At 61.1% G+C, this 23,471-nt stretch carries 20 protein-coding genes; 7 read left to right on the forward strand and 13 right to left on the reverse strand.

Annotated elements, in window-relative coordinates:
• The first annotated feature begins 104 nt into the window (after positions 1-104).
• Positions 105-710, forward strand: coding sequence for a transglycosylase SLT domain-containing protein (locus V8N38_RS22155; RefSeq protein WP_141960282.1), 606 nt, complete (start codon positions 105-107; stop codon positions 708-710).
• Positions 711-773: 63 nt separating this feature from the next.
• Here V8N38_RS22155 and V8N38_RS22160 read toward each other — a convergent pair whose 3' ends face one another.
• Positions 774-2,942: a YgiQ family radical SAM protein gene (locus tag V8N38_RS22160; protein WP_147840344.1), complete on the reverse strand. Its 2,169-nt coding sequence runs from the start codon at positions 2,940-2,942 to the stop codon at positions 774-776.
• A gap of 80 nt (positions 2,943-3,022) precedes the next feature.
• On the reverse strand, positions 3,023-3,757 hold the full coding sequence (locus V8N38_RS22165) for a GntR family transcriptional regulator (RefSeq protein WP_060424777.1): 735 nt from the start codon (positions 3,755-3,757) through the stop codon (positions 3,023-3,025).
• Between the two features lie 657 nt (positions 3,758-4,414).
• Between V8N38_RS22165 and V8N38_RS22170 the strand changes: the two genes are divergently transcribed.
• Both V8N38_RS22170 and V8N38_RS22175 read left to right on the forward strand, forming a co-directional pair.
• The gene (locus V8N38_RS22170; RefSeq protein ID WP_100395895.1) at positions 4,415-5,812 is read left to right on the forward strand and encodes a purine-cytosine permease family protein; all 1,398 of its coding nucleotides are present in this window, start codon (positions 4,415-4,417) and stop codon (positions 5,810-5,812) included.
• Positions 5,809-6,741, forward strand: a complete 933-nt coding sequence (locus V8N38_RS22175) for a PfkB family carbohydrate kinase (protein WP_147840345.1) — start codon at positions 5,809-5,811, stop codon at positions 6,739-6,741. The genes V8N38_RS22170 and V8N38_RS22175 overlap by 4 nt, the downstream gene beginning before the upstream one ends.
• A gap of 33 nt (positions 6,742-6,774) precedes the next feature.
• On the opposite strand, the gene V8N38_RS22180 is transcribed toward V8N38_RS22175, so the two are convergent.
• Positions 6,775-8,025, reverse strand: coding sequence for a nucleoside permease (locus V8N38_RS22180; RefSeq protein ID WP_060441062.1), 1,251 nt, complete (start codon positions 8,023-8,025; stop codon positions 6,775-6,777).
• Between the two features lie 81 nt (positions 8,026-8,106).
• Positions 8,107-8,928 (reverse strand): xanthosine phosphorylase, encoded by an 822-nt coding sequence (gene xapA / locus V8N38_RS22185; RefSeq protein ID WP_147840346.1) that lies wholly within the window; start codon positions 8,926-8,928, stop codon positions 8,107-8,109.
• A 137-nt stretch (positions 8,929-9,065) separates the two neighbouring features.
• Between xapA and V8N38_RS22190 the strand changes: the two genes are divergently transcribed.
• Positions 9,066-9,977, forward strand: coding sequence for a LysR family transcriptional regulator (locus V8N38_RS22190; protein WP_060419760.1), 912 nt, complete (start codon positions 9,066-9,068; stop codon positions 9,975-9,977).
• 17 nt (positions 9,978-9,994) lie between these two features.
• Here the strand turns inward: V8N38_RS22190 and ftsP are convergent, their stop codons facing one another.
• From ftsP to parC, 3 genes are all read right to left on the reverse strand, one after another.
• Positions 9,995-11,410 carry a cell division protein FtsP gene (ftsP, locus tag V8N38_RS22195; RefSeq protein ID WP_049198460.1) on the reverse strand — a complete coding sequence of 472 codons (1,416 nt, stop codon included), beginning with the start codon at positions 11,408-11,410 and terminating at the stop codon, positions 9,995-9,997.
• A gap of 132 nt (positions 11,411-11,542) precedes the next feature.
• Positions 11,543-12,277 carry a 1-acylglycerol-3-phosphate O-acyltransferase gene (locus tag V8N38_RS22200; RefSeq protein WP_004937266.1) on the reverse strand — a complete coding sequence of 245 codons (735 nt, stop codon included), beginning with the start codon at positions 12,275-12,277 and terminating at the stop codon, positions 11,543-11,545.
• A 246-nt stretch (positions 12,278-12,523) separates the two neighbouring features.
• A complete protein-coding gene (parC, locus tag V8N38_RS22205; protein ID WP_025304301.1) occupies positions 12,524-14,797 on the reverse strand; it encodes a DNA topoisomerase IV subunit A in 2,274 nt (757 codons plus the stop codon).
• A gap of 315 nt (positions 14,798-15,112) precedes the next feature.
• Here parC and V8N38_RS22210 point away from each other — a divergent pair, with 315 nt between their 5' ends.
• Positions 15,113-15,694 carry an NAD(P)H-dependent oxidoreductase gene (locus V8N38_RS22210; protein ID WP_038879461.1) on the forward strand — a complete coding sequence of 194 codons (582 nt, stop codon included), beginning with the start codon at positions 15,113-15,115 and terminating at the stop codon, positions 15,692-15,694.
• Positions 15,695-15,727: 33 nt separating this feature from the next.
• On the forward strand, positions 15,728-16,036 hold the full coding sequence (locus V8N38_RS22215) for a putative quinol monooxygenase (RefSeq protein ID WP_033638602.1): 309 nt from the start codon (positions 15,728-15,730) through the stop codon (positions 16,034-16,036).
• Positions 16,037-16,041: 5 nt separating this feature from the next.
• Here V8N38_RS22215 and V8N38_RS22220 read toward each other — a convergent pair whose 3' ends face one another.
• The 6 genes from V8N38_RS22220 to nudF all read right to left on the reverse strand — a co-directional run bounded on the left by V8N38_RS22220 (position 16,042) and on the right by nudF (position 21,478).
• On the reverse strand, positions 16,042-16,956 hold the full coding sequence (locus V8N38_RS22220; protein ID WP_087763612.1) for a LysR substrate-binding domain-containing protein: 915 nt from the start codon (positions 16,954-16,956) through the stop codon (positions 16,042-16,044).
• Positions 16,957-17,039: 83 nt separating this feature from the next.
• A complete protein-coding gene (gene parE, locus V8N38_RS22225) occupies positions 17,040-18,935 on the reverse strand; it encodes a DNA topoisomerase IV subunit B (protein ID WP_025304305.1) in 1,896 nt (631 codons plus the stop codon).
• 46 nt (positions 18,936-18,981) lie between these two features.
• Entirely contained in the window at positions 18,982-19,566 is a 585-nt protein-coding gene (gene yqiA, locus V8N38_RS22230) for an esterase YqiA (protein WP_038879469.1), read from the reverse strand.
• The gene (cpdA, locus tag V8N38_RS22235) at positions 19,566-20,393 is read right to left on the reverse strand and encodes a 3',5'-cyclic-AMP phosphodiesterase (RefSeq protein ID WP_004937250.1); all 828 of its coding nucleotides are present in this window, start codon (positions 20,391-20,393) and stop codon (positions 19,566-19,568) included. Before cpdA ends, yqiA begins: the two co-directional genes overlap by 1 nt.
• Before the next feature lie 27 nt (positions 20,394-20,420).
• Positions 20,421-20,846: a DUF1249 family protein gene (locus tag V8N38_RS22240; RefSeq protein ID WP_004937244.1), complete on the reverse strand. Its 426-nt coding sequence runs from the start codon at positions 20,844-20,846 to the stop codon at positions 20,421-20,423.
• Positions 20,846-21,478 (reverse strand): ADP-ribose diphosphatase, encoded by a 633-nt coding sequence (gene nudF, locus V8N38_RS22245; protein ID WP_004937242.1) that lies wholly within the window; start codon positions 21,476-21,478, stop codon positions 20,846-20,848. Before nudF ends, V8N38_RS22240 begins: the two co-directional genes overlap by 1 nt.
• Before the next feature lie 347 nt (positions 21,479-21,825).
• On the opposite strand from nudF, the gene hasF reads away from it, so the two are divergent.
• Complete coding sequence (gene hasF, locus V8N38_RS22250) at positions 21,826-23,337, forward strand: multidrug efflux transporter outer membrane subunit HasF (protein ID WP_147840347.1); 1,512 nt, start codon at positions 21,826-21,828, stop codon at positions 23,335-23,337.
• Positions 23,338-23,471 lie beyond the last annotated feature (134 nt).

A 23,471-nucleotide genomic window follows, 5' to 3' on the forward strand; every position in this document is an offset into this window, starting at 1 on the left:
CTTCCCGCGCATTGCTCCCTTGCGCCGCCTGACGTTATGATGACGACGCCGGAGGCCTCGCCCGCCGGTTAACGCCGTTAAAAAACAGACAAGCACGGAGCACCATGAAATTCTCTTTCTCACACGGGTTACGGCTGGGCATGCTTTGCGTCATGCTGGTGCTGGCGGGTTGCGCCGGCAAGAAACAGCGCGTCAGCTACGATCGCCACGCTTTCGATAGCGCCATTAAAGACGCCGCCAGCGAATACGGCGTGGACGCCAAGCTGATCACCGCCATGATCCAGGTGGAGTCCGGCTTCAACCCCGCGGCGGTGAGCAAATCCAACGCTATCGGCCTGATGCAGCTGAAAGCCGATACCGCCGGCTGCGATGCCTACCGCTACAAAGGCAAACGCGGCTGCCCGGACGATGACGACCTGCGGGATCCCGACACCAATATCGATCTCGGCGCCGCCTACCTGGCCACCTTGCAAAAACAGCAGCTTAAAGGGATCACGAACCCTGTTACGCTGCGCTACGCCACCATCATCGCCTACGTCAACGGCACCGGCGCGCTGCTGCGCACCTTCTCCAGCAACCGTCAGCAGGCCATCGCGATGATCAACAACCTGTCGCCGGAAGCCTTTAACTGGCACGTGCGCAAATACCACCCCGCTCCGCAGGCGCCGCGCCATTTGATGAAAGTGGAAGCCGCCTACGATAGTTTGTGATGAGCAAAAGTAAAAAGGAGAACCCCAGGGTTCTCCTTTTTGTTTGCGCACGCGGCGTGGCCGTTACGGCTTGGCTTTGCGAATCGGTTTGCGCGGCGGCCGGTTGGACGGCGTGCGCTGCCGATTGATATCGGTATGCTTGGTCAGCGCCGGCCGGGTATGGCGCTGCAGGCGTTTCGCTTCGCGCTGCTCGTCGATGCTCGGCGCCGGCACCAGACACTCGCGGCGGCTGCCGATCAGGTGTTTCAGCCCCATCTCTTCCAGCGCGGTGCGGATCAGCGCCCAGTTGGCCGGGTCGTGGTAACGCAGCAGCGCCTTATGCAGGCGACGCTGGCGATCGCCGCGCGGCACCACCACGTCTTCGCTCTTGTACTCCACCTTGCTCAGCGGGTTTTTACCGCTGTAATACATGGTGGTGGAGTTGGCCATCGGCGAAGGATAGAAGTTTTGCACCTGATCGAGGCGGAAACGGTTCTTCTTCAGCCACAGCGCCAGGTTCACCATGTCTTCATCGCGGGTGCCCGGGTGCGACGAGATGAAGTACGGGATCAGATACTGTTCTTTGCCCGCCTGCTTCGAATAGTGATCAAACAGCTGCTTGAAGCGATCGTAGCTGCCCATGCCCGGCTTCATCATCTTCGACAGCGGCCCTTCTTCGGTGTGCTCCGGCGCGATCTTCAGGTAGCCGCCGACGTGGTGGGTCGCCAGCTCCTTGATATAACGCGGATCTTCCACCGCCAGATCGTAACGAACCCCGGAAGCGATCAGGATCTTCTTGATGCCCTCCAGCGAACGCGCACGGCGATACAGTTTGATGGTCGGCTCGTGGTTGGTGTCCATGTAGGTGCAAATCTCCGGATACACGCACGAGGCGCGGCGGCAGGTCTGCTCGGCGCGCGGGTTGGTGCAGCGCAGCATATACATGTTGGCGGTCGGGCCGCCGAGATCGGAGATCACGCCGGTAAAGCCCGGCACCTTGTCGCGGATCTCTTCGATTTCGCGAACGATCGAATCTTCCGAACGGCTCTGGATGATGCGCCCTTCGTGCTCGGTGATCGAACAGAACGAGCAGCCGCCGTAGCAACCGCGCATGATGTTCACCGAGAAACGGATCATGTCATAGGCCGGAATGCGATCCTGGCCGTAGGACGGATGCGGTACGCGCTGATAAGGCAGCGCGAAGACGCTGTCCATCTCCGGCGTGGTCAGCGGGATCGCCGGCGGGTTGATCCACACGTAGCGATCGCCGTGTTTCTGCATCAGCGCACGGGCGCAACCCGGGTTGGTTTCATGGTGCAAAATGCGCGAGGTGTGCGCATACAGCACCTTGTCGCCCTTCACTTTCTCGAAGGACGGCAGCAGCACGTAGGTCTTCTCCCACGGCTTCGGCTTGGCGGCGCGCACGGTGACAGGCTTGGCCTCCGGCTCTTTTGGCTTGGCGCCGTCGGCGCACGGCAGATCGTCGCCGTACGGGTTCGGGATAGCTTCAATACGGCCTGGCTTGTCGAGGCGGGTGGAATCCACACCGCTCCAGCCCGGCAGCGCTTCTTTGCGCATCACTGCGGTATTGCGAATATCGTGGATATCACCGATCTTCTCGCCGGCGGCCAGGCGATGCGCCACTTCCACCAGCGGACGTTCGCCGTTGCCGTAGATCAGCATGTCGGCTTTGGAATCCACCAGCACCGAGCGGCGCACGGTATCCGACCAGTAATCGTAGTGGGCGATGCGGCGCAGGCTGGCTTCGATGCCGCCCAGCACGATCGGCACGTCTTTATAGGCTTCTTTGCAGCGCTGGCTGTAGACCAGGGTGGCGCGATCCGGGCGTTTGCCGCCGACGTTGCCGGCGGTGTAAGCATCGTCGTGACGCAGTTTGCGATCGGCGGTATAGCGGTTGATCATCGAGTCCATGTTGCCGGCGGTGATGCCGAAGAACAGGTTCGGTTTCCCCAACCGCATGAAGTCTTCTTTGTTGCTCCAGTCCGGCTGCGCGATGATGCCGACGCGGAAGCCCTGCGCTTCCAGCATGCGGCCGATGATCGCCATGCCGAAGCTCGGGTGATCGACATAGGCGTCGCCGCTGATGATGATCACGTCGCAGCTGTCCCAGCCCAGTTGATCCATCTCTGCCCGCGACATCGGTAAAAACGGCGCGGTGCCAAAACATTCCGCCCAATAAGGCTTATAGGAAAACAGTTCACGATCGGGTTGGATCAGGCTGGTGGTGCTCATTCTGCTGCTCTTTTTACAGGTTAATTAATCGCCGGGCGGCGATTATACGCACTAGCAGCAAAAAGAGCATGGTTATTTCGCTAACCGTTCACTTCGAATTCATAAACGTCGCTGCGACACAAGATATCGCTGAACTCCAGCGCCTCGCCCTGGGCATTGCGGCTGGTCTGGGTGATGTGCAACAACGGCGCGCCGCACGGCACGTTGAGCAGCTCGGCGACCTCGTCGCTGCAGGACACCGCCTTCAGCAGAAAGTGTTTATCTTCAGGCACGATGCCGCGCGATTGCCATAACGCATACAGCGAATGTTCCAGCTGCCCCGGTTCGGGCAGGAAGCGCGGCGGAATATAGGTGGTTTCCAGCGAGACCGGGCTGCCGTTCAGCAAGCGCAAACGCCGCAGTTTGATCACCTCATCCCCCTCCGCCAGCCCCAGCGCCGCCGCGGCCTTGGCTGGCGCGCCGACCCGGGTGCGCAGCAACCATCGGTTACTGACGCTGCTGCCGTGGCGCAGCGCCTGAGCGGTGAAACCGCTGTCCTTATCGAGGGAATAGCCGATGCGCATCGCCACGCGGGTGCCAACGCCCTGCTGCCGCGAAATCAGCCCCTTCTCCTCCAGCAGCTTCATCGCCTTGCTGACGGTGACACGCGACAGCCCCAGGCCTTCCGCCATCTGCCGTTCCGGCGGCAAAAACGCCTCCGCCGCCAACACCTGCTGCCTGATTGCGGTTTCTATCGCCGTCGCCAGCTGAATATAACGCGGCGCTACCGCCCCCTGCGCCAGATGGCCACGCAGCCAGGCCATAAAATCCGTCATTCGCCCGCCCTCTTACCTATGCCATTTGTCTGGATTTCGTTTTTATCCTATCGCCGATCCGGCGATAAGCCCCTCACCTTAACTAAAATATCGCTAATGTTTTCAGAGTGGCATCACAATTTTTGCCTAATGGACTTTCATTGGATCTAGATCGCGCGTAATCTGTGCTTATTGATGTTGATACATCAATCGCACCAACACCAGGGACCCACTTTAAAAACAATAAAAAACCCGCTGCCAGCCCTAAAGGATACCCTTGATGGCCGGTAGCGGGGATATACTGTCAGCACAAACGGCCGAGAATAAGCAACGTAGCTAATGGATAGCTTGCTCACTGCTCATAGCCACATCACAGGATCCCCTTGCGGTGGGCGCAACGGATCGATGTCGGCAAATAGAAACGTTCCCGCTTCGCCAAACCCCGCTGCAGACCCACTCTTTGACTACACTCATTGGCGCCGTGCGGCCGACGTGCCTCACCCGATAAGGCGGATACCGCCCTCATTTTGACAGACCCGGCGGTCTCAGCCGCTACACACTGCGCGGAATCGGCGTATTCACCGACAACGGAATAGCCGGCGTCAACCGCGCCAACGGAATCGATTTTCAGTCAACTGCGGCGGCCCTCGCGGCCCTGCGCTACAGGGATCATTTGCTATGACCGATATCAATCGCAATGAAGCATGGAAGGTAGAAAGCACCGGTATCGATCGGGTGCCGGACGCGGAACAGACCGGCAAGCCCATCGAGCTGTTTTGGATCTGGTCGGCGGCCAATATCGGCATTCTCGGCGTGGTGTACGGCGCCATTATCGTCGGCTTCGGCTTATCCTTCCTGCAATCGGTACTCGCCGCGCTGCTCGGCGTCGCCAGCTTCGTGCTGGTCGGCCTCACCAGCTTCGCCGGCAAGCGCGGGCGCACCTCTACGCTGACGCTCTCACGGGTGATTTTCGGCCTGAAGGGCAACGTGGCGCCCACCCTGTTCAGTTGGATCAACCTGATGGGCTGGGAAGCGGTCAATGTGATCACCGGCACCCTGACGCTGGCGGCGCTGTTCGAGGCCTTCGGGTTGGGTAGCAGCCACCTGCTGACCGCGCTCAGCCTGCTGCTGTTCGGCGGGCTCACTGTCGTCGTCAGCCTGCTGGGGCAAAATACCGTGGTCTGGATGCAAAGCTGGTTCAGCCGCATCTTCGGCACCATGACGCTGATCGTGGTGCTCTATATCCTGTTCAACACCGAGTGGAGCCAGGTGCTGGCGCTGCCTTCCGGCAGCTGGTTGACCGGCTTCCTGCCGGCGGTATCGGTGATCGCCGCCGGCACCGGCATCAGCTGGGCGATTGCCGGCGCCGATTACAGCCGCTATCAAAGCCCGAGCTCATCGAGCAAAAGCATTTTCGCCGCGGTAATGGGCGGCGCCTGTTTGCCGCTGATGCTGCTGATGCTGGCCGGCATCCTGCTTTCCGTGCAGCTGCCCGATCTGGCCAGCGCCGCCAACCCCATCGCGCTGATAGGCTCCGTGCTGCCCGCCTGGATGGCGATCCCTTATCTGCTGGCCGCCACCGCTGGCATCGTCACCATCGCGGTGCTCAGCCTGTATTCCGCCAGCCTTAACCTGCTGACCATCGGCGTGCAGGTCAAACAGTGGCTGGCGGTGTCGATCGACGCTGTCGTAGTGCTGGGCATCGCCCTGTATGTGCTGTTCATCTCCGGCGATTTCATGGGGCCGTTCATCTCCTTCCTGGTGTTCTGCGGCGTCTTCCTGGCGGCCTGGGAGGCGATTTTCCTGCTCGATTACCTGTGCCTGCGCCGCCGCCACGGGTATGATGGCAACGCTTTGTACGGCCTGCATGGCCAGAACCGCGGCGTGCGCAAAGCCCCGCTGTTCTGCTGGTTCCTCGGCGCCCTGTGCGGCCTGCTGGTCACCAAAACCGGTTTTATCGACGGCCCGCTGGCCAAAGGCTTGTTCGCCGATTCCAGCCTGGGGCTGTTTGTGTCGTTCGCGGTGAGTCTGATCGCTTACGGTCTGTACCTGACCCAACGCAGAGAACATCAATGAGTGAGTGGGAAACTGTAACACCTGTCCTGGTTATTGGGGGCGCGGTCGGCGATCTGGTGATGACGCTGCCGCGCCTGCCGACCAGCGGCGAAGATATCGAAGCCCAGCCGCAGGCGCGGCAAATCGGCGGCTGCGCGTTCAACGTGGCGCGCGCGCTGGTGCGCCTGGAAACGCCGGTGATTAACGGCATGCCGGTTGGCAACGGCGAATGGGGCGCGGCTGCCGAAGCCGCCATGGGCGAGCTGGGGCTGGAGGTGCTGTTGCGCCACGGCCAGATGGACAACGGCTGGTGCCTGGCGCTGGTGGAGCCGGACGGCGAACGCACCTTCATCACGGTTTCCGGTTGCGAAAGCCAATGGAATAAAGCGCAGCTGGCGACGCTGCCGCTGACGGAGCACACCCTGATCTACGCCAGCGGCTACGAGCTGGCGGGCGAAAGCGGCGAAGCGCTGCGCGAGTGGCTGACGCGCATGCCGTTTGACCAACCGCGCCTGATCGATCCCGGCCCGCGCATCGCTCAGCTCAGCGAAGATTTCTTCGCCATGCTCAGCGACAGCCACACCCTATTGACGCTCAACCGCGACGAAGTGGCCGCGCTGTGCGGCGCCGGCGACGCCGTGGAGGCCGCGCAGCGCTATGCCGCCGCCCACAACCTGACGCTGGTCTGCCGCCTGGATCGCGACGGCGCGTGGATCTGCGACGGCCGCACGCCGCCGCTGCACGTTCCCGCCTATCCGGTAGAGGTGGTCGACACCATCGGCGCGGGCGATGCCCACTGCGCCGGTTTACTGGCGGGCCTGTCTGCCGGCTGGCCGCTGCCGCAGGCGGTCGATCTGGCCAACCGGGTCGCCGCTTGCGTGGTGGCCAGCCTCGGGGCCGCCAATCCGCCGGACTGGCAGCAGTTGCAACAGCGCTTCCCGCAGGCCTGACGTTTCAGGGCGCAGCCAGCTGCGCCCTCAGCCTTACTGCGCCGCCACCGCGCTCTCCTGCGGCGAGTGGCGGTAGTTGAAGCTCAACGCGAACACGATCCCCAGCACCAGCGTATACAGCGCAAATACCAGCCAGATGCTCTGCCAGTCTTTCACGCCGTCATGGCTGAAGAAGTCCACCACCTCGCCGCTGGCAAGCGCCCCGAGATAGGCGCCCAACCCGTTCACCATGGTCATGAACAGCCCCTGCGCGCTGGCGCGGATGCGGTGATCGGCCTCTTTCTCGACGAAGATCGCGCCGGAGATATTAAAGAAGTCGAACGCACAGCCGTAGACGATCATCGACAGCAGCAGCAGAACGAAACCAAAGCCGACCGGCGTGCCGTACGCCAGGAACAGGAAACGCAGCGTCCAGGCCGCCATGCTGATCAGCATCACCTGCTTGATGCCGTAACGGCGCAGGAAGAAGGGAATGGTGAGGATAAAGAACACTTCAGAGATCTGCGACAGCGACAGCAGCACCGCCGGATACCGGACGCTGAGGCTGTCCTGATACAGCGGATTGAGCGACAGATCGTGCAGGAACGGGTTGCCGAAGGTATTGGTTATCTGCAGCGCCGCTCCAAGCAACATGGCGAACAGGAAAAACAGCGCCATGCGCCGCTGGCGGAACAGCACCAGCGCATCCAGCCCCAGCACGCTCACCCAGCTCTTTGACTCGGCCGCGCGGTTGGTCGGGCAGCGCGGCAGCGTCAGCGAATAGGCGGACAGCAGCAGCGACGCCGCAGAAGCCAGGTACAGCTGCAGATTGCTGAGCTCAATTTGGCTAAAGCCGACCAGCCACATCGCCAGAATGAACCCCACCGTGCCGTACACCCGCACCGGCGGAAAGTCCTTCACCGTGTCAAAGCCGTGCTTCTCGAGGCAAAAATAGGAAATGGCGTTGGAGAGCGCGATGGTCGGCATATAGACCATGGCGTTGAACAGCATCACCCAGAACATCAGCATCGGTTGCTCGACCTGCGCCGCGCAGTACAGCGCCAGCGCCCCGAGCAGGTGGCAAAGCGCATACAGAGAGTTGGCCTTCATCCACCGATCGGCAATGATGCCCGCCAGCCCCGGCATGATCAGCGCAGCGATGCCTTTGGCGCTGTAAACCATCCCCACCTGCATGCCGCTGAAATGCAGCGTGTTAATCATGTAGGAGCCCAGCGTGACCAGCCAGGCACCCCAGATAAAGAACTGCAGGAAAATCATGACTTTCAATCGTGTTTTTATCGCCATCGCCATCACCTTGTTATTATGCTTTCAACGATGATTGATGCGGCAGGCCCCCTGCAGCCCGCCGCCGGTTTGCTTGCGCTATTACAGCGTTTTGAACAGCTCGCGGATCAGGCGCATGAAATCGTCCGCCGCCAGCGCCGCGCAGCTGAGCGTTTGTTCATGGGAGAGCGGCGTATCCGACAGCCCTTCGGCGTAGTTGGTCATCGCGGATACCACCAGCACCTTGAGGCCGCAGTGGCGCGCCGTCAGGACTTCCGGCACGATCGACATCCCCACCACGTCGCAGCCCAGGGTCTGCATCATGCGGATCTCCGCCGGCGTTTCGAAATTCGGCCCGGTGTAGGCGGCGAATACCCCTTCCGCCAGCGGGATGCCCGCGCTTTCGGCCACCGCCGCCAGCTGGGCGCGCAGATCGCGATCGTAGGCGTTTGCCAGGCTGAAGAAGCGCGGCCCGAAGCGCTCGTCGTTGGCGCCGACCAGCGGCGATTCCGGCATGAAGTTGATGTGATCGGTAATGGCCACCAGGCTGCCCGGCGCCACCGAGCGGCGCAGCGAACCAGCGGCGTTGGTCGCCAGCAGGAATTCGCAGTCCAGCAGTTTGAAGGTGCGCACCGCGGTGGTCATCACCTGCATGCCGCGCCCTTCATAGAAATGACCGCGCCCTTTCATGCACAATACCGGTACGCCCTCCAGCTTGCCGGCGACCAGCTGCCCGGCATGGCCGGCGACGCCGCTCACCGGAAAGCCCGGCAGCTCCGCGTAGTCGATGGTGACGGTTTCGGTCATCACCTCCGCCAGGGCGCCAAGCCCGGAGCCGAGAATCAAGGCCGCTTTCGGCTGGAAATCCGGCAGGCGTGCGCGGACGACATCGGCGCAGGTAAAAGCATCTTCTTGATTAAACATCGTATTCTCTCTTTCAGCGGGGGATAATAATCCCCATAGTAGAGAGCGAGGCTCAGCCGAGACCAATACATTCTTGGCGGCCGATTTATTCCATTTACCTATAAGTTGAGCTGCGTCACAAGGAGACGATATCCCGGATGAATCAGCCCCATGCCCTGCCCGATCCCGGCCGGATTAACTTCCGCCTGCTGCACTATTTCCGCGTGGTGGCGGAAGAGATGAACTTCACCCAGGCGGCTCGGCGGCTGAATATGTCACAGCCGCCGCTCAGCAAGCACATCAAGGAGTTGGAGAGCCAGCTCGGCGTGGTGCTGTTCAAACGCACCACCCGCTCCATGACGCTGACGCCGGCCGGCCGCACGCTGCTGCGCAACGTCGAGCGGCTGCTGGATCAGGCCGACAGCGCGCTGCATCAGGTGCAACAGATGGGGCGCGGCGAAGGCGGCCACATGGTGGTCGGCATGGTCGGCACCTCGGCCTGGGGCGGCCTGATCGCGGCGCTGCGGCGGTTCAGCGAGCAAAGCGCCGGCGTCACCTGGTCGTTGAACGAGCTGACGCCCAGCCAGCAAATCGCCGCGCTGCAAAAGCGGCATATCGATATCGGGGTCTGGCGAGAGGCGCAGCAGCAGACGCTGCCGGGGTTGACCTGCCAACGGTTGGCAAGCGAAAGCATCGCCGTGGTGCTGCCGCTCGATCATCCGCTGGCGCAGCAGGAAAACATCCCGCTGGCGGCGCTGCAGAACGATAGCTTCATCGTGCTGCCGCCGCATGAGGCCAGCCTGGGGCTGTATCTGCACAATCTGTGTCTGCAGCAAGGATTCTTGCCGGACGTCGCTTATCAGGTCAACGAGCCGCAAACCCTGCTGGCGCTGGTGGCGGAAGGCTGCGGCATTACGCTGCTGCCGGACAGCTACGGCCGCATTCCGTGGCCCGGCGTCCGCTTTTGCTCGCTGCAACAGGCGCCGCCGGCAGATCTGTATGCGGTTTACCGCGCCGACAGCATCACACCGGTGGTGCAGGCCTTTTTGGAGATGCTGCGGGCGCCGTAAGCGGCCCGCAGCGCAGATTACATCGTCGGCTGCACCATCAGCTGGCCGGCGGTGCCGCGATCGGCCATTTCCAGCGTCTGGCTGTAATACAGGAACGGGAAGTGTTCGGAGGTAGGTTGGTTGAAATACACCAGCAGCTCGACGTCGCCATCGACCCAGACGGTGTCCTTCCAGCCACGATCTTCCGCCATCGGCTGCGCGCCGTTGACGCGTTTGATCAGGAACTGCACGCCCTGAATATGGAACGACTGCGGCGTATCCGCATGAATGTTCCAGCGTTCCCAGGTGCCTTGCTGCGCCTGCACGTCGATGCGGTTCATGTCCCAAATCGCGCCGTTGATGCCAACGCCGCCGTCGCCCAGGCGGAAATCGCGGGTGCGGCTGGCGCTGCCGTCCAACAGCTGATCCGCCAGCAGGCGCATCGGCAGGTTGTCGGTCACCAGCGGCAGCAGGCCGGTCGGGCGCAGCGTCAGCACCTGGGTGGACACCAGAATGCTCGACGGCTCGAACAGGCCACGCAGGCGATCCATGATGCCCGCAGCTTCACCGGCGGTGATGGTCACCTCGTCGCCCTTCGACATGTCGATCAGCACTTCCCGGCGTTCGCCCGGCGCCAGCGACAGCTGCTGCACCGCGACCGGCGCGGGCAGGAAGCCCTGATCGCTGGCGATCACGTTGAATGGGCGCCCGTCGCTGAGCTGCAGGGTATAGCGGCGCGCGTTGGAGGCGTTAAGCAGGCGCAAACGCACCCAGCCGCGCGACACTTCGACATACGGGTTTTGCACGCCGTTGACCAACAGCGTATCGCCGACGAAGCCGCCCTGCGACGGCGCATCGTATTGCGGCGTGCCGAAGTTATCGAAGCGCTTGTCCTGAATGATCAGCGGGAAATCGTCGACGCCGTAGTGGTTGGGCAGCGGCAGCGCTTTGCTGACGGCATCTTCCACCAGCCACAGCCCGGCCAGCCCGTTGTAAACGTGCGGCGCCATGCGGTTCGGCGTGTTGGCGTGGTACCAGCAGGTGGCTGCCGCCTGACGAATAGGCAGCACCGGCGACCAGTCGACGTTCGGCGACATCATGCGCGGCGCGCCGCCCATCAGCGTGCCCGGCACCTGCAGCCCGCTGACGGTCATCGCCACCGGCTCCTGCAGGCGGTTGCTGTAGATCAGCTTGACGTCGTCGCCGCTGTAAACCCGCACCGTCGGCCCCAAATACATGCCGTTGACGCCCCACACCGCCGCTTTGCGGTTATCCATAAACGCCCAGTGGGCACGCTGCAGGGTCAGGAACAGCGGCTGACCGCGGCGAGACTCCAGCAGCGGCGGAATGGGTAATGGGGTCTGCGTTCCGCTCGCCTCTGCCCTCAGCGGCACGGCGCTCGCGCACAGCGCCAGGCCCGATGCCTGTAAAAACTGACGTCGACTGAGTGACATATTTTCTCCATGAAAAGCAATAACTAAACCGTGTGCAAAACCCAAACGCCCGCCAATCAAGATTAGCAGGCGCTCAGGCGTTAACGGCGCTGAACGCCAATTAAAAACGTATTCTTTGAAGCCGGTAGACTCTTATTTTTTGGCGGCGTTGCGCTGGGCGACTTCGGCGTCCAATTCGGCGATCTTCGCCTCCATCAGCTCGCGGCAATGGGCCGCCAGCTCGCGCACGTTTTCTTTGCCGTATTTGCTGGTATCCACCGGCGCCAACATCTCGACGATCACATGACCGTTATTCCAGCGATTAAGATTTATATTACCGCTGGTGGTCGATACGCAGATCGGCACAATCGGCACGCCGGCGGCGATGGCCGCGTGGAACGCGCCGGTTTTAAACGGCATCAGCCCGCGACCGCGGCTGCGGGTCCCTTCCGGGAACATCCAGATCGAAATGTCTTTCTTTTTGAACTGCTCCGCCACCTGGGCGATGGTGCCATGCGCCTTGGCGCGATTATCACGATCTATCAGCAGATTACCGGTCAGCCAATACAGCGGGCCGAAAAACGGGATCCACACCAGACTTTTTTTACCGACGGTCACGGTGCGCGGCTGCACGATATTCGAGGCCGTCACCATGTCGTAGTTATTTTGGTGGTTAGCGATATAGATGCAGTTGCCGTTGTTGGCCGCATCGGCCGGCACGCGGGTTTCAACCTTGATGCCGAACAGCGTCGACAGGCGGCCGAAAAGGTGGCCGAAGGTCGCCACATGGCGGGGATTGCGCGGGCTGAACAAGCAATAAACAGAACCGAAAATACACACCAGAATACAGAAAAGAGTGGCGAGAACGGCACGCAAAATCAATAACATAACAACCTCATTAGCACACTGCCAACGCAGTTTACTTCGCTGCGCAGATTCCTTTACTCATTATTTGCCGGCCAGGCGATAAGCACGCCGATGTCGCCTGCCTTTCTCGCTATTTTCCCGCCAGCCGGCAATACGCACAATAATTTTATGCGCAGAAATGTTAACTATTTGGAAAATAAACGCCAGCAAAAATAAATAAGGCGGCCACAGCATGCTGCGACCGCCCGTTAACGCTAGCGCCAACGCTTACTCTTCGCTGTCGCCGCCCGACGCCCGCACCGGCGCATCCACTTCAACGCGATCGATACGCTGCAGTCCGCGCGGCAGCTGGGTGCCCTTGCGACCGCGCTCTGCACGGAACTTCTGCAGATCTTCCGGCCGCAGCGTCAGCTTGCGTTTGCCGACGTGCAGCGTGACGGACGCCTGCGGCGGCAGCACGAACAGCCAGGCCAGCTTGTCTTCACCGGCCGCCGCCTGGGCTGCCGGAATGGAGACGATCTTGTTGCCTTTGCCCTTCGACAGCTGCGGCAGATCGGCAACCGGGAACATCAGCATGCGCCCGGCGGCGGTGATCGACAGCAGCATGTCGTCTGCGCCGTGGATCTCCATCGGCGGCAGCGCCCTGGCGTTGTCCGGCAGCGTGATCATCACCTTGCCGGCGCGGTTGCGCGCCACCAGATCGTTGAAGGTGCAAACGAAGCCGTAACCGGCATCGGACGCCATCAGCAGCTTCTGGTCGTCGGCCGCCATCAGCACCTGCTCAATGGTGGCGCCCGGCGGCGGCGTCAGCTTGCCGGTCAGCGGCTCGCCCTGCCCGCGCGCCGAAGGCAGCGTCATCGGATCGAGCGCGTAGCTGCGCCCGGTGGAGTCGATGAACACCACCGGCTGGTTGCTCTTGCCGCGCGCCGCGCCGCGGAAGCTGTCGCCGGCCTTGTAGCTCAGGCCGGCCGGATCGATGTCGTGGCCCTTGGCGCTGCGCACCCAGCCCATTTCAGACAGCACGATGGTCACCGGCTCGGACGGCACGAAGTCGTGCTCGCTCATCGCCTTGGCTTCCGCACGCTCGGTCAGCGGCGAACGGCGATCGTCGCCGTAGGTCTGCGCGTCGGCCTGGATCTCTTTCTTAATCAGCGTGTTCAGCTTGCGCTCGGACGCCAGTAGCGCCTGCAGCTGATCGCGCTCTTTCGCCAGCTCATCCTGCTCGCCGCGGATCTTGACCTCTTCCAGCTTGGCCAGGTGACGCAGTTTCAGCTCGAGGATCGCTTCCGCCTGGGTGTCGGAGATGCCGAAACGCTGCATCAGCACCGGCTTCGGTTCATCCTCGCTGCGGATGATGTGGATCACCTCGTCGATGTTGAGGAACGCCACCAGCAAACCTTCGAGGATATGCAGGCGTTTCAGCACTTTCTCGAGGCGGTAGTTCAGGCGGCGGCGCACCGTGTCGCGACGGTAGGCCAGCCATTCGGTGAGGATCTCCACCAGCCCTTTGACCTGCGGGCGGTTATCCAGACCGATCATGTTCATGTTGATGCGGTAGCTGCGCTCCAGATCGGTGGTGGCGAACAGGTGGTTCATCACCTGTTCCAGATCGATACGGTTGGAGCGCGGCACGATCACCAGACGCGTCGGGTTTTCGTGGTCGGATTCATCGCGCAGATCTTCGACCATCGGCAGCTTCTTGGCGCGCATCTGGCTGGCGATCTGCTCCAGCACCTTGGCTCCGGACACCTGATGCGGCAAGGCGGTGATCACCGCGCTGCCGTCTTCTTTCTTCCACACGGCGCGCATGCGCACCGAGCCGCGGCCGCTCTGGTAAATTTTGCGGATTTCATCGCGCGGGGTGATGATCTCGGCTTCAGTCGGGAAGTCCGGCCCCTGCACGAATTCGAGCAGGTCATCGAGCGAGGCGCCCGGCTTGTCGAGCAGCGCCACCGCCGCCGCCGCGACTTCGCGCACGTTGTGCGGCGGAATGTCGGTCGCCATGCCGACGGCGATGCCGGTGGTGCCGTTCAGCAGGATATTCGGCAGGCGCGCCGGCAACATCTTCGGCTCTTGCAACGTGCCGTCAAAGTTCGGGATCCAGTCGACGGTGCCCTGCCCCAGCTCGGCCAGCAGCACTTCGGCGTATTTGGAAAGGCGCGATTCGGTATAACGCATCGCCGCAAACGACTTGGGATCGTCCGGCGCCCCCCAGTTCCCCTGGCCGTCCACCAGCGGATAGCGGTACGAGAACGGCTGCGCCATCAGCACCATGGCTTCATAACACGCGCTGTCGCCGTGCGGGTGGTATTTACCCAGCACGTCGCCCACGGTACGGGCGGATTTCTTGAATTTGGCGCTGTTGTTCAGCCCCAGCTCAGACATGGCGTAGATGATGCGGCGTTGTACCGGCTTCAAACCGTCGCCAATGTACGGCAACGCCCGATCCATGATGACGTACATGGAATAGTTCAGATAGGCGTTTTCAGTGAATGTGTGCAGCGGTAAACGCTCTACACCGTCATGAGTCAGATCACTCATTACTCAATTATCCTCAGACCGTGGCTTGGCAATCCCTGGACGACAATAAGGCATCGCTTGTCGATTCTGCCCGCGATAGTAACCCATCTGCGGGGTGGCTGTCACAGTTGGCGCAAGGATCGCCGGCCGAAGGCGCTGTCGCCGGAGCGTTTAGGCAAAATTCCACCGTGATTGTTGATTAAGAATCAACACTGTTGTGCCTGCCGTCACGTTTTTACTTGCCTGGCCAACGATTACACTCTCGTTCAGCAAGCTGTTTTTGCGCACCGCAGCGGAAAACGGCATCTATCTTAACTCTGACGGGAGCCGCAAAAGATGAGCAATATCCTGATTATCAACGCTAAAAAGCAATTCGGCCATTCCAACGGCGAACTCAACCAAACCCTGAGCGACGTGGCGGAAAGCTTCCTGCGCGATCTGCAGCACGATGTGCAGGTCACGGTGGTCGACGACGGCTATGACATTGAGGCCGAGGTGCAGAAATACCTGTGGGCCGATGCGGTCATCTATCAGATGCCGGGTTGGTGGATGGGCGAGCCGTGGATCCTGAAAAAATACATCGACGAAGTGTTCACCGCCGGCCACGGCAGCCTGTACGCCAGCGATGGCCGCACCCGCTCCGACGCCGGCAAGAAGTACGGTTCCGGCGGCCTGATTCAGGGTAAAAAATACCTGCTGAGCCTGACCTGGAACGCCCCGCTCGAGGCTTTCACCGATCCGAACCAGTTCTTCCACGGCGTCGGCGTCGACGGCGTTTACCTGCACTTCCACAAGGCCAACCAGTTCCTGGGGATGGAAGCCTTACCGACCTTTATCTGCAATGACGTGATAAAACAACCGGATATCGAAACGGACATCGCACGTTATCGCGAGCATCTGGCGGAAATTTTTGCTTAACTGGCAGCGAAGGGCTTAACCAACGAGGTAATGATGATCACCGTAATCGCAGAAATCAAAGTCAAACCCGGCCACCGCGCCACCGTGTTACAAGCCATTGAAAAACTGGTGCCGCTGGTGCTGGCGGAAGAAGGCTGCGGCGAATACACGCCGATGGTAGACAGCCACACCCAGGCCCCCTGGCAGAAACTGTCGCCGGACTCGGTGTTTATGCTGGAAAAATGGCAAAGCCAGGCGCATCTGGAAAAACACCTGCAGATCGACCATATGCTCAAGCACCGCGAGACCATCAAGGACTACGTGCTGGGTACCGAGATCTACGTGCTGGAAAACGCGCTGTAATCCCCTCAGAGGCCCTCTGCGGCCTCTGGCGGTTCTCCCTCAAGGCGGGCGCTGACGTAGTCGAGAAAACAGGTGAGGCGCGCCGCCAGCTGGGCGTCGTGGTAATACACCGCGTGGATCGGTTGACGCACGTCCAGCGTTTCCCGCACCAGCAGCGGCACCAGCCTGCCCGCTTCCCGATCGCGTCGCGTCATAAAGTCCGCCAGCTGGACAATGCCCGCCCCGCGCAGCGCCAATTCACGCAGCGTCTCCCCGCTGGAGGCCGAGATCGTCGGTTCGATGGCGAAATGCCGCGCCTGCCGGTGGCGTAGCGGCCACTGGTTCAGCGACTCCGGATAAGTGAATCCCAACAGGCAATGGCGGTGCAGATCCTCCACGCCGCGTGGTTCGCCATGCCGTTGCAGGTAATCCGGGCTGGCGAGAATGCGCAACCGGCTGTTGCCCAGCAGGCGCGCGTGCAGCGTAGAGTCGCGCAGCGCGCCGATGCGGATCGCGATGTCGGCGCGTTTCTCCAGCAGGTCGATATTGCGATCGTCGGTGTCCAGCTCCAGCTCAATCTGCGGATAACGGCGGCGGAACTCCGCCACCATCGGCACCAGCACGTGCGCCATGAAAGGGGCGGCGGCGTTGACCCGCAGCCGACCGGCGGGCAGCCGGCGCCGCAGCGCCATGAGTTCTTCGGCCTGATCCACCGAACGGAGGATTTCGCGCGCAGGCGCCAGGAAGCTCAGCCCTTCTTCGGTCAGGCTCAGGCGACGCGTGGTGCGGCGCAAGAGCGTAGCGTCGAGCTTCGTTTCCAGACGGCTGAGTGCGCGGCTGACGCCGGAGGTGGTTTGGCCGAGCCGATCGGCGGCGGCGGTGACCGAACCGCTGTCGACCACCGCCGTGAACGCCAGCAGCTCTTCAAGGGTGATCTTCACGCGGTTCGCCCCAGGTTGACGGGCGCCGCATGCAACGCCCTGCGGGAAAGCAGGCCCAGCGTTTCACCGGGCCAGGGTCAGGCTCAGACCGCCAGTTCGGCCATGTCGCCCTTGTCTTGCAGCCAGTTGCGGCGATCTTCCGAACGCTTCTTGGCCAACAGCATGTCCATCACCGCCAGCGTCTGATCGACGTCATCCTCTGCCACCGTCAGTTGCACCAGACGGCGAGTGTTCGGATCGAGGGTGGTTTCGCGCAGCTGCAGCGGGTTCATCTCGCCCAGCCCTTTAAAGCGCTGTACGTTCGGCTTGCCCTTCTTGCGCTTCAGCTGTTCCAGCACGCCGGCTTTCTCTTCTTCATCCAGCGCGTAGAACACCTCTTTACCGAGATCGATACGGTACAGCGGCGGCATGGCGACATAGACATGGCCGCCTTTCACCAGCGAACGGAAGTGGCGCACGAACAGCGCGCACAGCAGCGTGGCGATGTGCAGGCCGTCGGAGTCCGCATCCGCCAGGATGCAGATTTTGCCGTAGCGCAGCTGGCTGAGATCTTCGCTGTCCGGATCGATGCCGATCGCCACGGAAATGTCGTGCACTTCCTGCGAGGCCAGCACTTCGTCCGAGGAGACTTCCCAGGTATTCAGGATCTTGCCCTTGAGCGGCATGATCGCCTGATATTCGCGATCGCGCGCCTGCTTGGCCGATCCGCCCGCCGAGTCCCCTTCCACCAGGAACAGTTCGGTCATGGCCAGATCCTGCGAGGTGCAGTCCGCCAGCTTGCCCGGCAGCGCCGGCCCGCTGGTCAGCTTCTTGCGCACCACTTTCTTGGCGGCGCGCAGACGGCGCTGGGCGCTGGAGATCGCCAGCTCGGCCAGCTGTTCCGCCGCCTGAACGTTCTGGTTCAGCCACAGGCTGAAGGCGTCTTTCACCACGCCAGAAACGAAGGCCGCGCACTGGCGCGAGGAGAGACGCTCTTTGGTCTGCCCGGCGAACTGCGGATCCTGCATCTTCACCGACAGCACGTAGGCGCAGCGATCCCAGATATCCTCCGCCGACAGCTTCACGCCGCGCGGCAGGATGTTGCGGAATTCGCAGAACTCGCGCATCGCGTCCAGCAGCCCCTGACGCAGGCCGTTGACGTGGGTGCCGCCCTGCATGGTCGGGATCAGGTTGACGTAGCTTTCGGTCAGCAGCTCGCCGCCTTCCGGCAGCCACAGCAGCGCCCAGTCCACCGCTTCGGTATCACCGGCGAAATTGCCGACGAACGGCGCTTCCGGCAGGGTAATCAGGCCGTTGACCGCTTCCATCAGGTAGTCGGTCAGACCGTCCTGGTAGCACCAGCGCTGTTCGGTGTTGTTCACCTTGTCGATGAAATAGATCTCGACGCCGGGGCACAGCACCGCTTTGGCTTTCAGCAGGTGAGTCAAGCGCGATACCGAGAAACGCGGGCTGTCGAAGAACTGTTCGTCCGGCCAGAAGTGCACGCTGGTGCCGGTGTTGCGTTTGCCGCAGGTGCCGGTCACCGTCAGATCCTGCACCTTGTCGCCGTTTTCGAAGGCGATGCCGTAGACGTTGCCGTCGCGGCGCACGTTGACTTCCACCCGTTTCGACAGGGCGTTGACCACCGAGATGCCAACGCCGTGCAGGCCGCCGGAGAACTGGTAGTTTTTATTCGAGAATTTACCGCCGGCGTGCAGCCGGCACAGGATCAACTCAACCGCCGGCACGCCCTCTTCCGGGTGGATGTCCACCGGCATGCCGCGGCCGTCGTCGATCACTTCCAGCGACTGATCGGCGTGCAGAATCACGTCGATACGCTTGGCGTGACCAGCCAACGCTTCGTCGACGCTGTTATCGATCACCTCTTGGCCGAGGTGGTTTGGGCGCGTCGTGTCGGTATACATGCCGGGACGACGGCGCACTGGTTCTAGACCGCTGAGTACTTCAATGGCATCAGCGTTATAGCTGGATTGAGTCATCGTTGATTATTTTTTCGTGGTTAAAGGGAGGTGCCGGAACGGTCCGTCAGACCGCGTTTAGCCCTAAAAAATCCACAATCTGGGGGAAGTAGTGCTCGAAACCGACGAAGGCGTGGTTTCCACCCGACTCCACCGTTTGCCGACACGCGGTGTAATACGCCACTGCCTGGCCGTAATCGAGAATTTCATCGCCCGTTTGCTGCAGCAGCCAGATTAAATCCGGCGACTCCAAGGGATCGATCTGCATCACTTTCAGATCGTAAACGTGACGAGACTCTAACACATATTGCTGGCCGGTGTAGGGGTTCTCGTTGGCGCCGAGATAGTCGACCAGCAGCTCAAACGGCTTGACCGCCGGGTTGACCACCACCGCCGGCAGCGAAAAACACTGCGACAGCCAGGTGGCGTAATAGCCGCCGAGCGAAGAGCCGACCAACCCGAGCGTTTGGCCGGCGCGCTCCAGCACCAGATTCTCCAGCATCTCGGCGGCCTCCGCCGGAAAAGCCGGCAGCTGCGGCACCAGCATCTGGATATCGGGATGGTGCTCAGCCAGCCAGGCCTTGAAGGCCACCGCCTTGGCCGACTGCGGCGAGCTGTTGAAACCGTGCAGGTAGAGCAATGTCGAAGGCATCAGTATCCATCCGAGTCCATATCGGGGCGGAAATCGTCGTTTTCCAGGCGGAACACCTGCGTCTCGACGCGGCCATCCGGCAACAGATCGAGGTAGCGCCAGCCGGGGGAGACGTCGTCGATGGTGAAGTTCGTGCAGTGCGGCTTGAATTGCACGCAGGTCGAGGGCGTCGCCAAAAGGCGCCGGCCCTGCCATTCCAGATCCAGATCCTGGTGAATGTGCCCGCACACTACGGTATTCACTTTCGGATAACGCAGCAAGATCGCACCCAGCATATGCGGGTTGCGCAGGCTGTGCTGATCAAGCCAGGTACAGCCGGAAGGCAGCGGATGATGGTGCAGCAGCAACAACGTATAGCGCTCGGGGTGAGCCTGCAGGCAGCGCTCCATCCACTCGAGCTGGTATTCGCTCAATTCGCCGTGCGGCACGCCGAACACCTGGCTGTCCAACATCAGCACCTGCCAGTTATCGCCCAGCAGCACCTGTTTGGAAGGCGCGATACCGGCGGCGGCCAACGCGTCGACCATCGCCGGTTGAAAATCGTGGTTACCCGGCAGCCACACGCAGGGGGCCGGCAGTTGCGCGATGCCGGCGGCGAAGTGGCGGTACGCCTCCTGCGAATGATCCTGCGCCAAATCTCCCGTGGCGACGATCAAGTCGACATCGCGGCGCTGCGCCTGGATGGCGTCCAGCACCGCGTGATAGCTGCGATAGGTATTGATGCCGAGCAACGTCTCGTGTTCGCCGGCAAAAAGGTGGGTATCTGTTATTTGTAGAATCCTGACCGCGGCCCCACTCGCCACGGGCAGTTTAAACAGGCTTTCCAAATGGTGTCCTTTGTTATTTCAGTCTGTCTAACAAACCGGAACCGCCATCGCTCCATGCGCCAAACAGTAGCGCAGCCAATCAGCAAGAAACTGGTTAATTTGATGCTTTTCGTCGCGTTGATGCAACTTTTTATTAGGATAATCATAACGCGCTTTAAAGCGGTAGATCTGCTGACTGGAACACACTTCCGCAACCATGGCGTCATGGTACAGCCGCACCGTCATCGCGGGCAGGCTCCAGTAGCTGACCGCCGGAAAGATCTGCTCGATCTCCACCAGCGACGTGTAACGCGTGGACTCAACGATGGTCAAACGATAGCCGGCGCCGTTCACCTGATAAGTCACCGTTTCGCCCGCTTCGTCGTTGCGCGGCAACAAGCGGCGCAATTGCGCGAAGTTGGTTTCGCACAATCTCATCATTTCGGGGAAATCAGGGGTATAGCGCTGTTTCATTAGTTGGCCCACTCTTTTCTCAACGATTCATGGTGCAACGCCAGCCATTGCAATGCAATCACTGATGCGGCGTTATCGATCGCGCCCTCCTCCACCCAGCGGTAAGCCTGCTCGCGGCTGACCACGTGGACGCGGATATCCTCATGTTCTTCCGCCAGGCCATGGATGCCTTCGGCGGTGCCGGCGTCTACCTCGCCGACCATGATCGACAGACGTTCGCTGGTGCCCCCCGGGCTGGCCAGATAGCTCAGCACCGGCTTGCAGCGCCCGACCACCACGCCGGCCTCTTCCTGCGCTTCGCGGCGGCACACGTCTTCGACGCTTTCGCCGGTTTCGATCATACCCGCCACCATTTCCAGCAGCCAGGGCGAATTACTGGTATCGACCGCGGCGATGCGCAGTTGTTCAATCAGTACCACTTCGTCGCGCACCGGATCGTAGGGCAGCAGCACCGCCGCATGGCCGCGCTCGAAAATTTCACGCGTGATTTCAGGACTCATTTCACCATTGAACAAGCGATGGCGAAACCGGTATAAATTGAGTGAAAAAAAACCACGGTACAGCGTCTCGCGTGCAATAATTTCTACATCTTTTTTATCGAAAGTGACGGGTGACGGCTGCGAACGGTTCATGTGCGAATTTCTCCTGCGTAGTATGCCGATAAAATAAACGGTTTTGATGACAGAAACAGCGGGACTCTCCGCCGCGGCTTTATGTTAGGCTGTTTTTCGCCGCCGGATGCGGCACGTTTGTGCGCTCGCATGTAATAGTGGGAAACAATCCGGATTGTCAGCCATAATATCAGCTGCAGCCGACCCGGGCAGTTTGCCAAGGTAAATGGGCGGTCTGAAAGGTAAAAGTTACGCGAGATGGCACATTCAGCCACCTGATGCGTACCGCAGACTCTGCTAGAATCGGCAACTATTTCGTCTATCGTCAGCGCTAACATAGCAATATTGCTGCACAACAAGGAATGCAAATGAAGAAACTGCTCCCCCTTCTTATCGGACTGAGCCTGGGCGGCTTCAGTGCAATGAGCCAGGCAGAGAACCTGCTGCAGGTCTACAAACAGGCCAGGGAAAGTAACCCGGATCTGCGCAAAAGTGCTGCTGACCGCGACGCCGCATTCGAAAAGATCAATGAAGCGCGCAGCCCGCTGCTGCCGCAGCTCGGTTTAGCCGCAGGTTACGATTACACCAACGGTTATCGTGACAGCAACGGCGTTAACAGCAACGTGACCAGCGGTTCGTTGACGCTGACGCAAACTATTTTCGACATGTCGAAATGGCGCCAGCTGACACTGCAGGAAAAGACCGCCGGCATCTCCGACGTCACCTTCCAGACCGCAGAGCAATCGCTGATTCTCAACACCGCCACCGCCTACTTCAACGTGCTGAAAGCCATTGACACGCTGTCCTATACCCAGGCGCAGAAAGATGCGGTATACCGCACGCTGGATCAAACCACCCAACGCTTCAACGTGGGCCTGGTGGCGATCACCGACGTGCAGAACGCCCGCTCGAACTATGACACCGTGCTGGCGGCGGAAGTCTCCGCCCGCAACGATCTGGATAATGCGCTCGAAACGCTGCGCCAGGTGACCGGTGCCTTCTACCCGGAACTGGCCTCGCTGAATACCGATCGCTTCAGTACCCAGCGCCCGGAAGCGGTGAACAACCTGCTGAAAGAAGCGGAAGCACGTAACCTGAGCCTGCTGTCCGCCCGTCTGAGCCAGGATCTGGCGCGCGAGCAAATCCGCGCAGCCCAAACCGGCTATATGCCGACGATTGACGTCAGCGCGTCAACCGGCATCAGCAATACCAAATACAACGGCTCCAACACCGGAGGCGCGAATGCCGCACGCTACAGCGATTCCGATGCGGGCCAAAATAAGGTCGGCATCAGCTTCAACCTGCCGCTGTACAGCGGCGGCGCGACCAATTCCCAGGTGAAACAGGCGCAGTACGGCTTCGTCGGCGCCAGTGAGCAGTTGGAAAGCTCACACCGCAGCGTGGTGCAGACCGTGCGTTCGTCGTTCAACAACGTCAATGCCTCGATCAGCAGCATCAACGCCTACAAACAGGCGGTGATCTCCGCACAGAGCTCGCTGGATGCGATGGAAGCCGGTTATCAGGTCGGTACCCGCACCATCGTCGATGTGCTGGACGCCACCACCACCCTGTATAACGCCAAACGTCAGCTGTCCGACGCGCGTTATACCTATCTGATCAACCAGCTGAACATCAAGTCGGCGCTCGGCACGCTGAACCAGAACGATCTGCTGACGCTGAACGGCGCACTGGGCAAACCGGTGTCGACCGCGCCTGACGCCGTCGCGCCGCAGAACCGCGCTCAGGACGCCTATGCGGACGGTTATCAGGACAATGCGCCAATGCAGCAAACCGCAGCGCCGGCACCAAGCGCCACACGCGCTGCGGCACCGGCCGTCAGCCAACCGGCACGCAACAGCGGCAACCCATTCCGCAACTGATGCACGCGCGCTGATAAACACGGGGTCCGGCCTGCGCCGCACCCCGTTTTTTTTGCCCCGATTTCCCCACTTCTGCCCGCCGCCTCACAGCCGTCGCTGCCTCAGGTGGTATCATCGTCACTCTCGTTTTCGCA

The sequence above is a fragment of the Serratia nevei genome (assembly GCF_037948395.1).
GTDB lineage: Bacteria > Pseudomonadota > Gammaproteobacteria > Enterobacterales > Enterobacteriaceae > Serratia > Serratia nevei.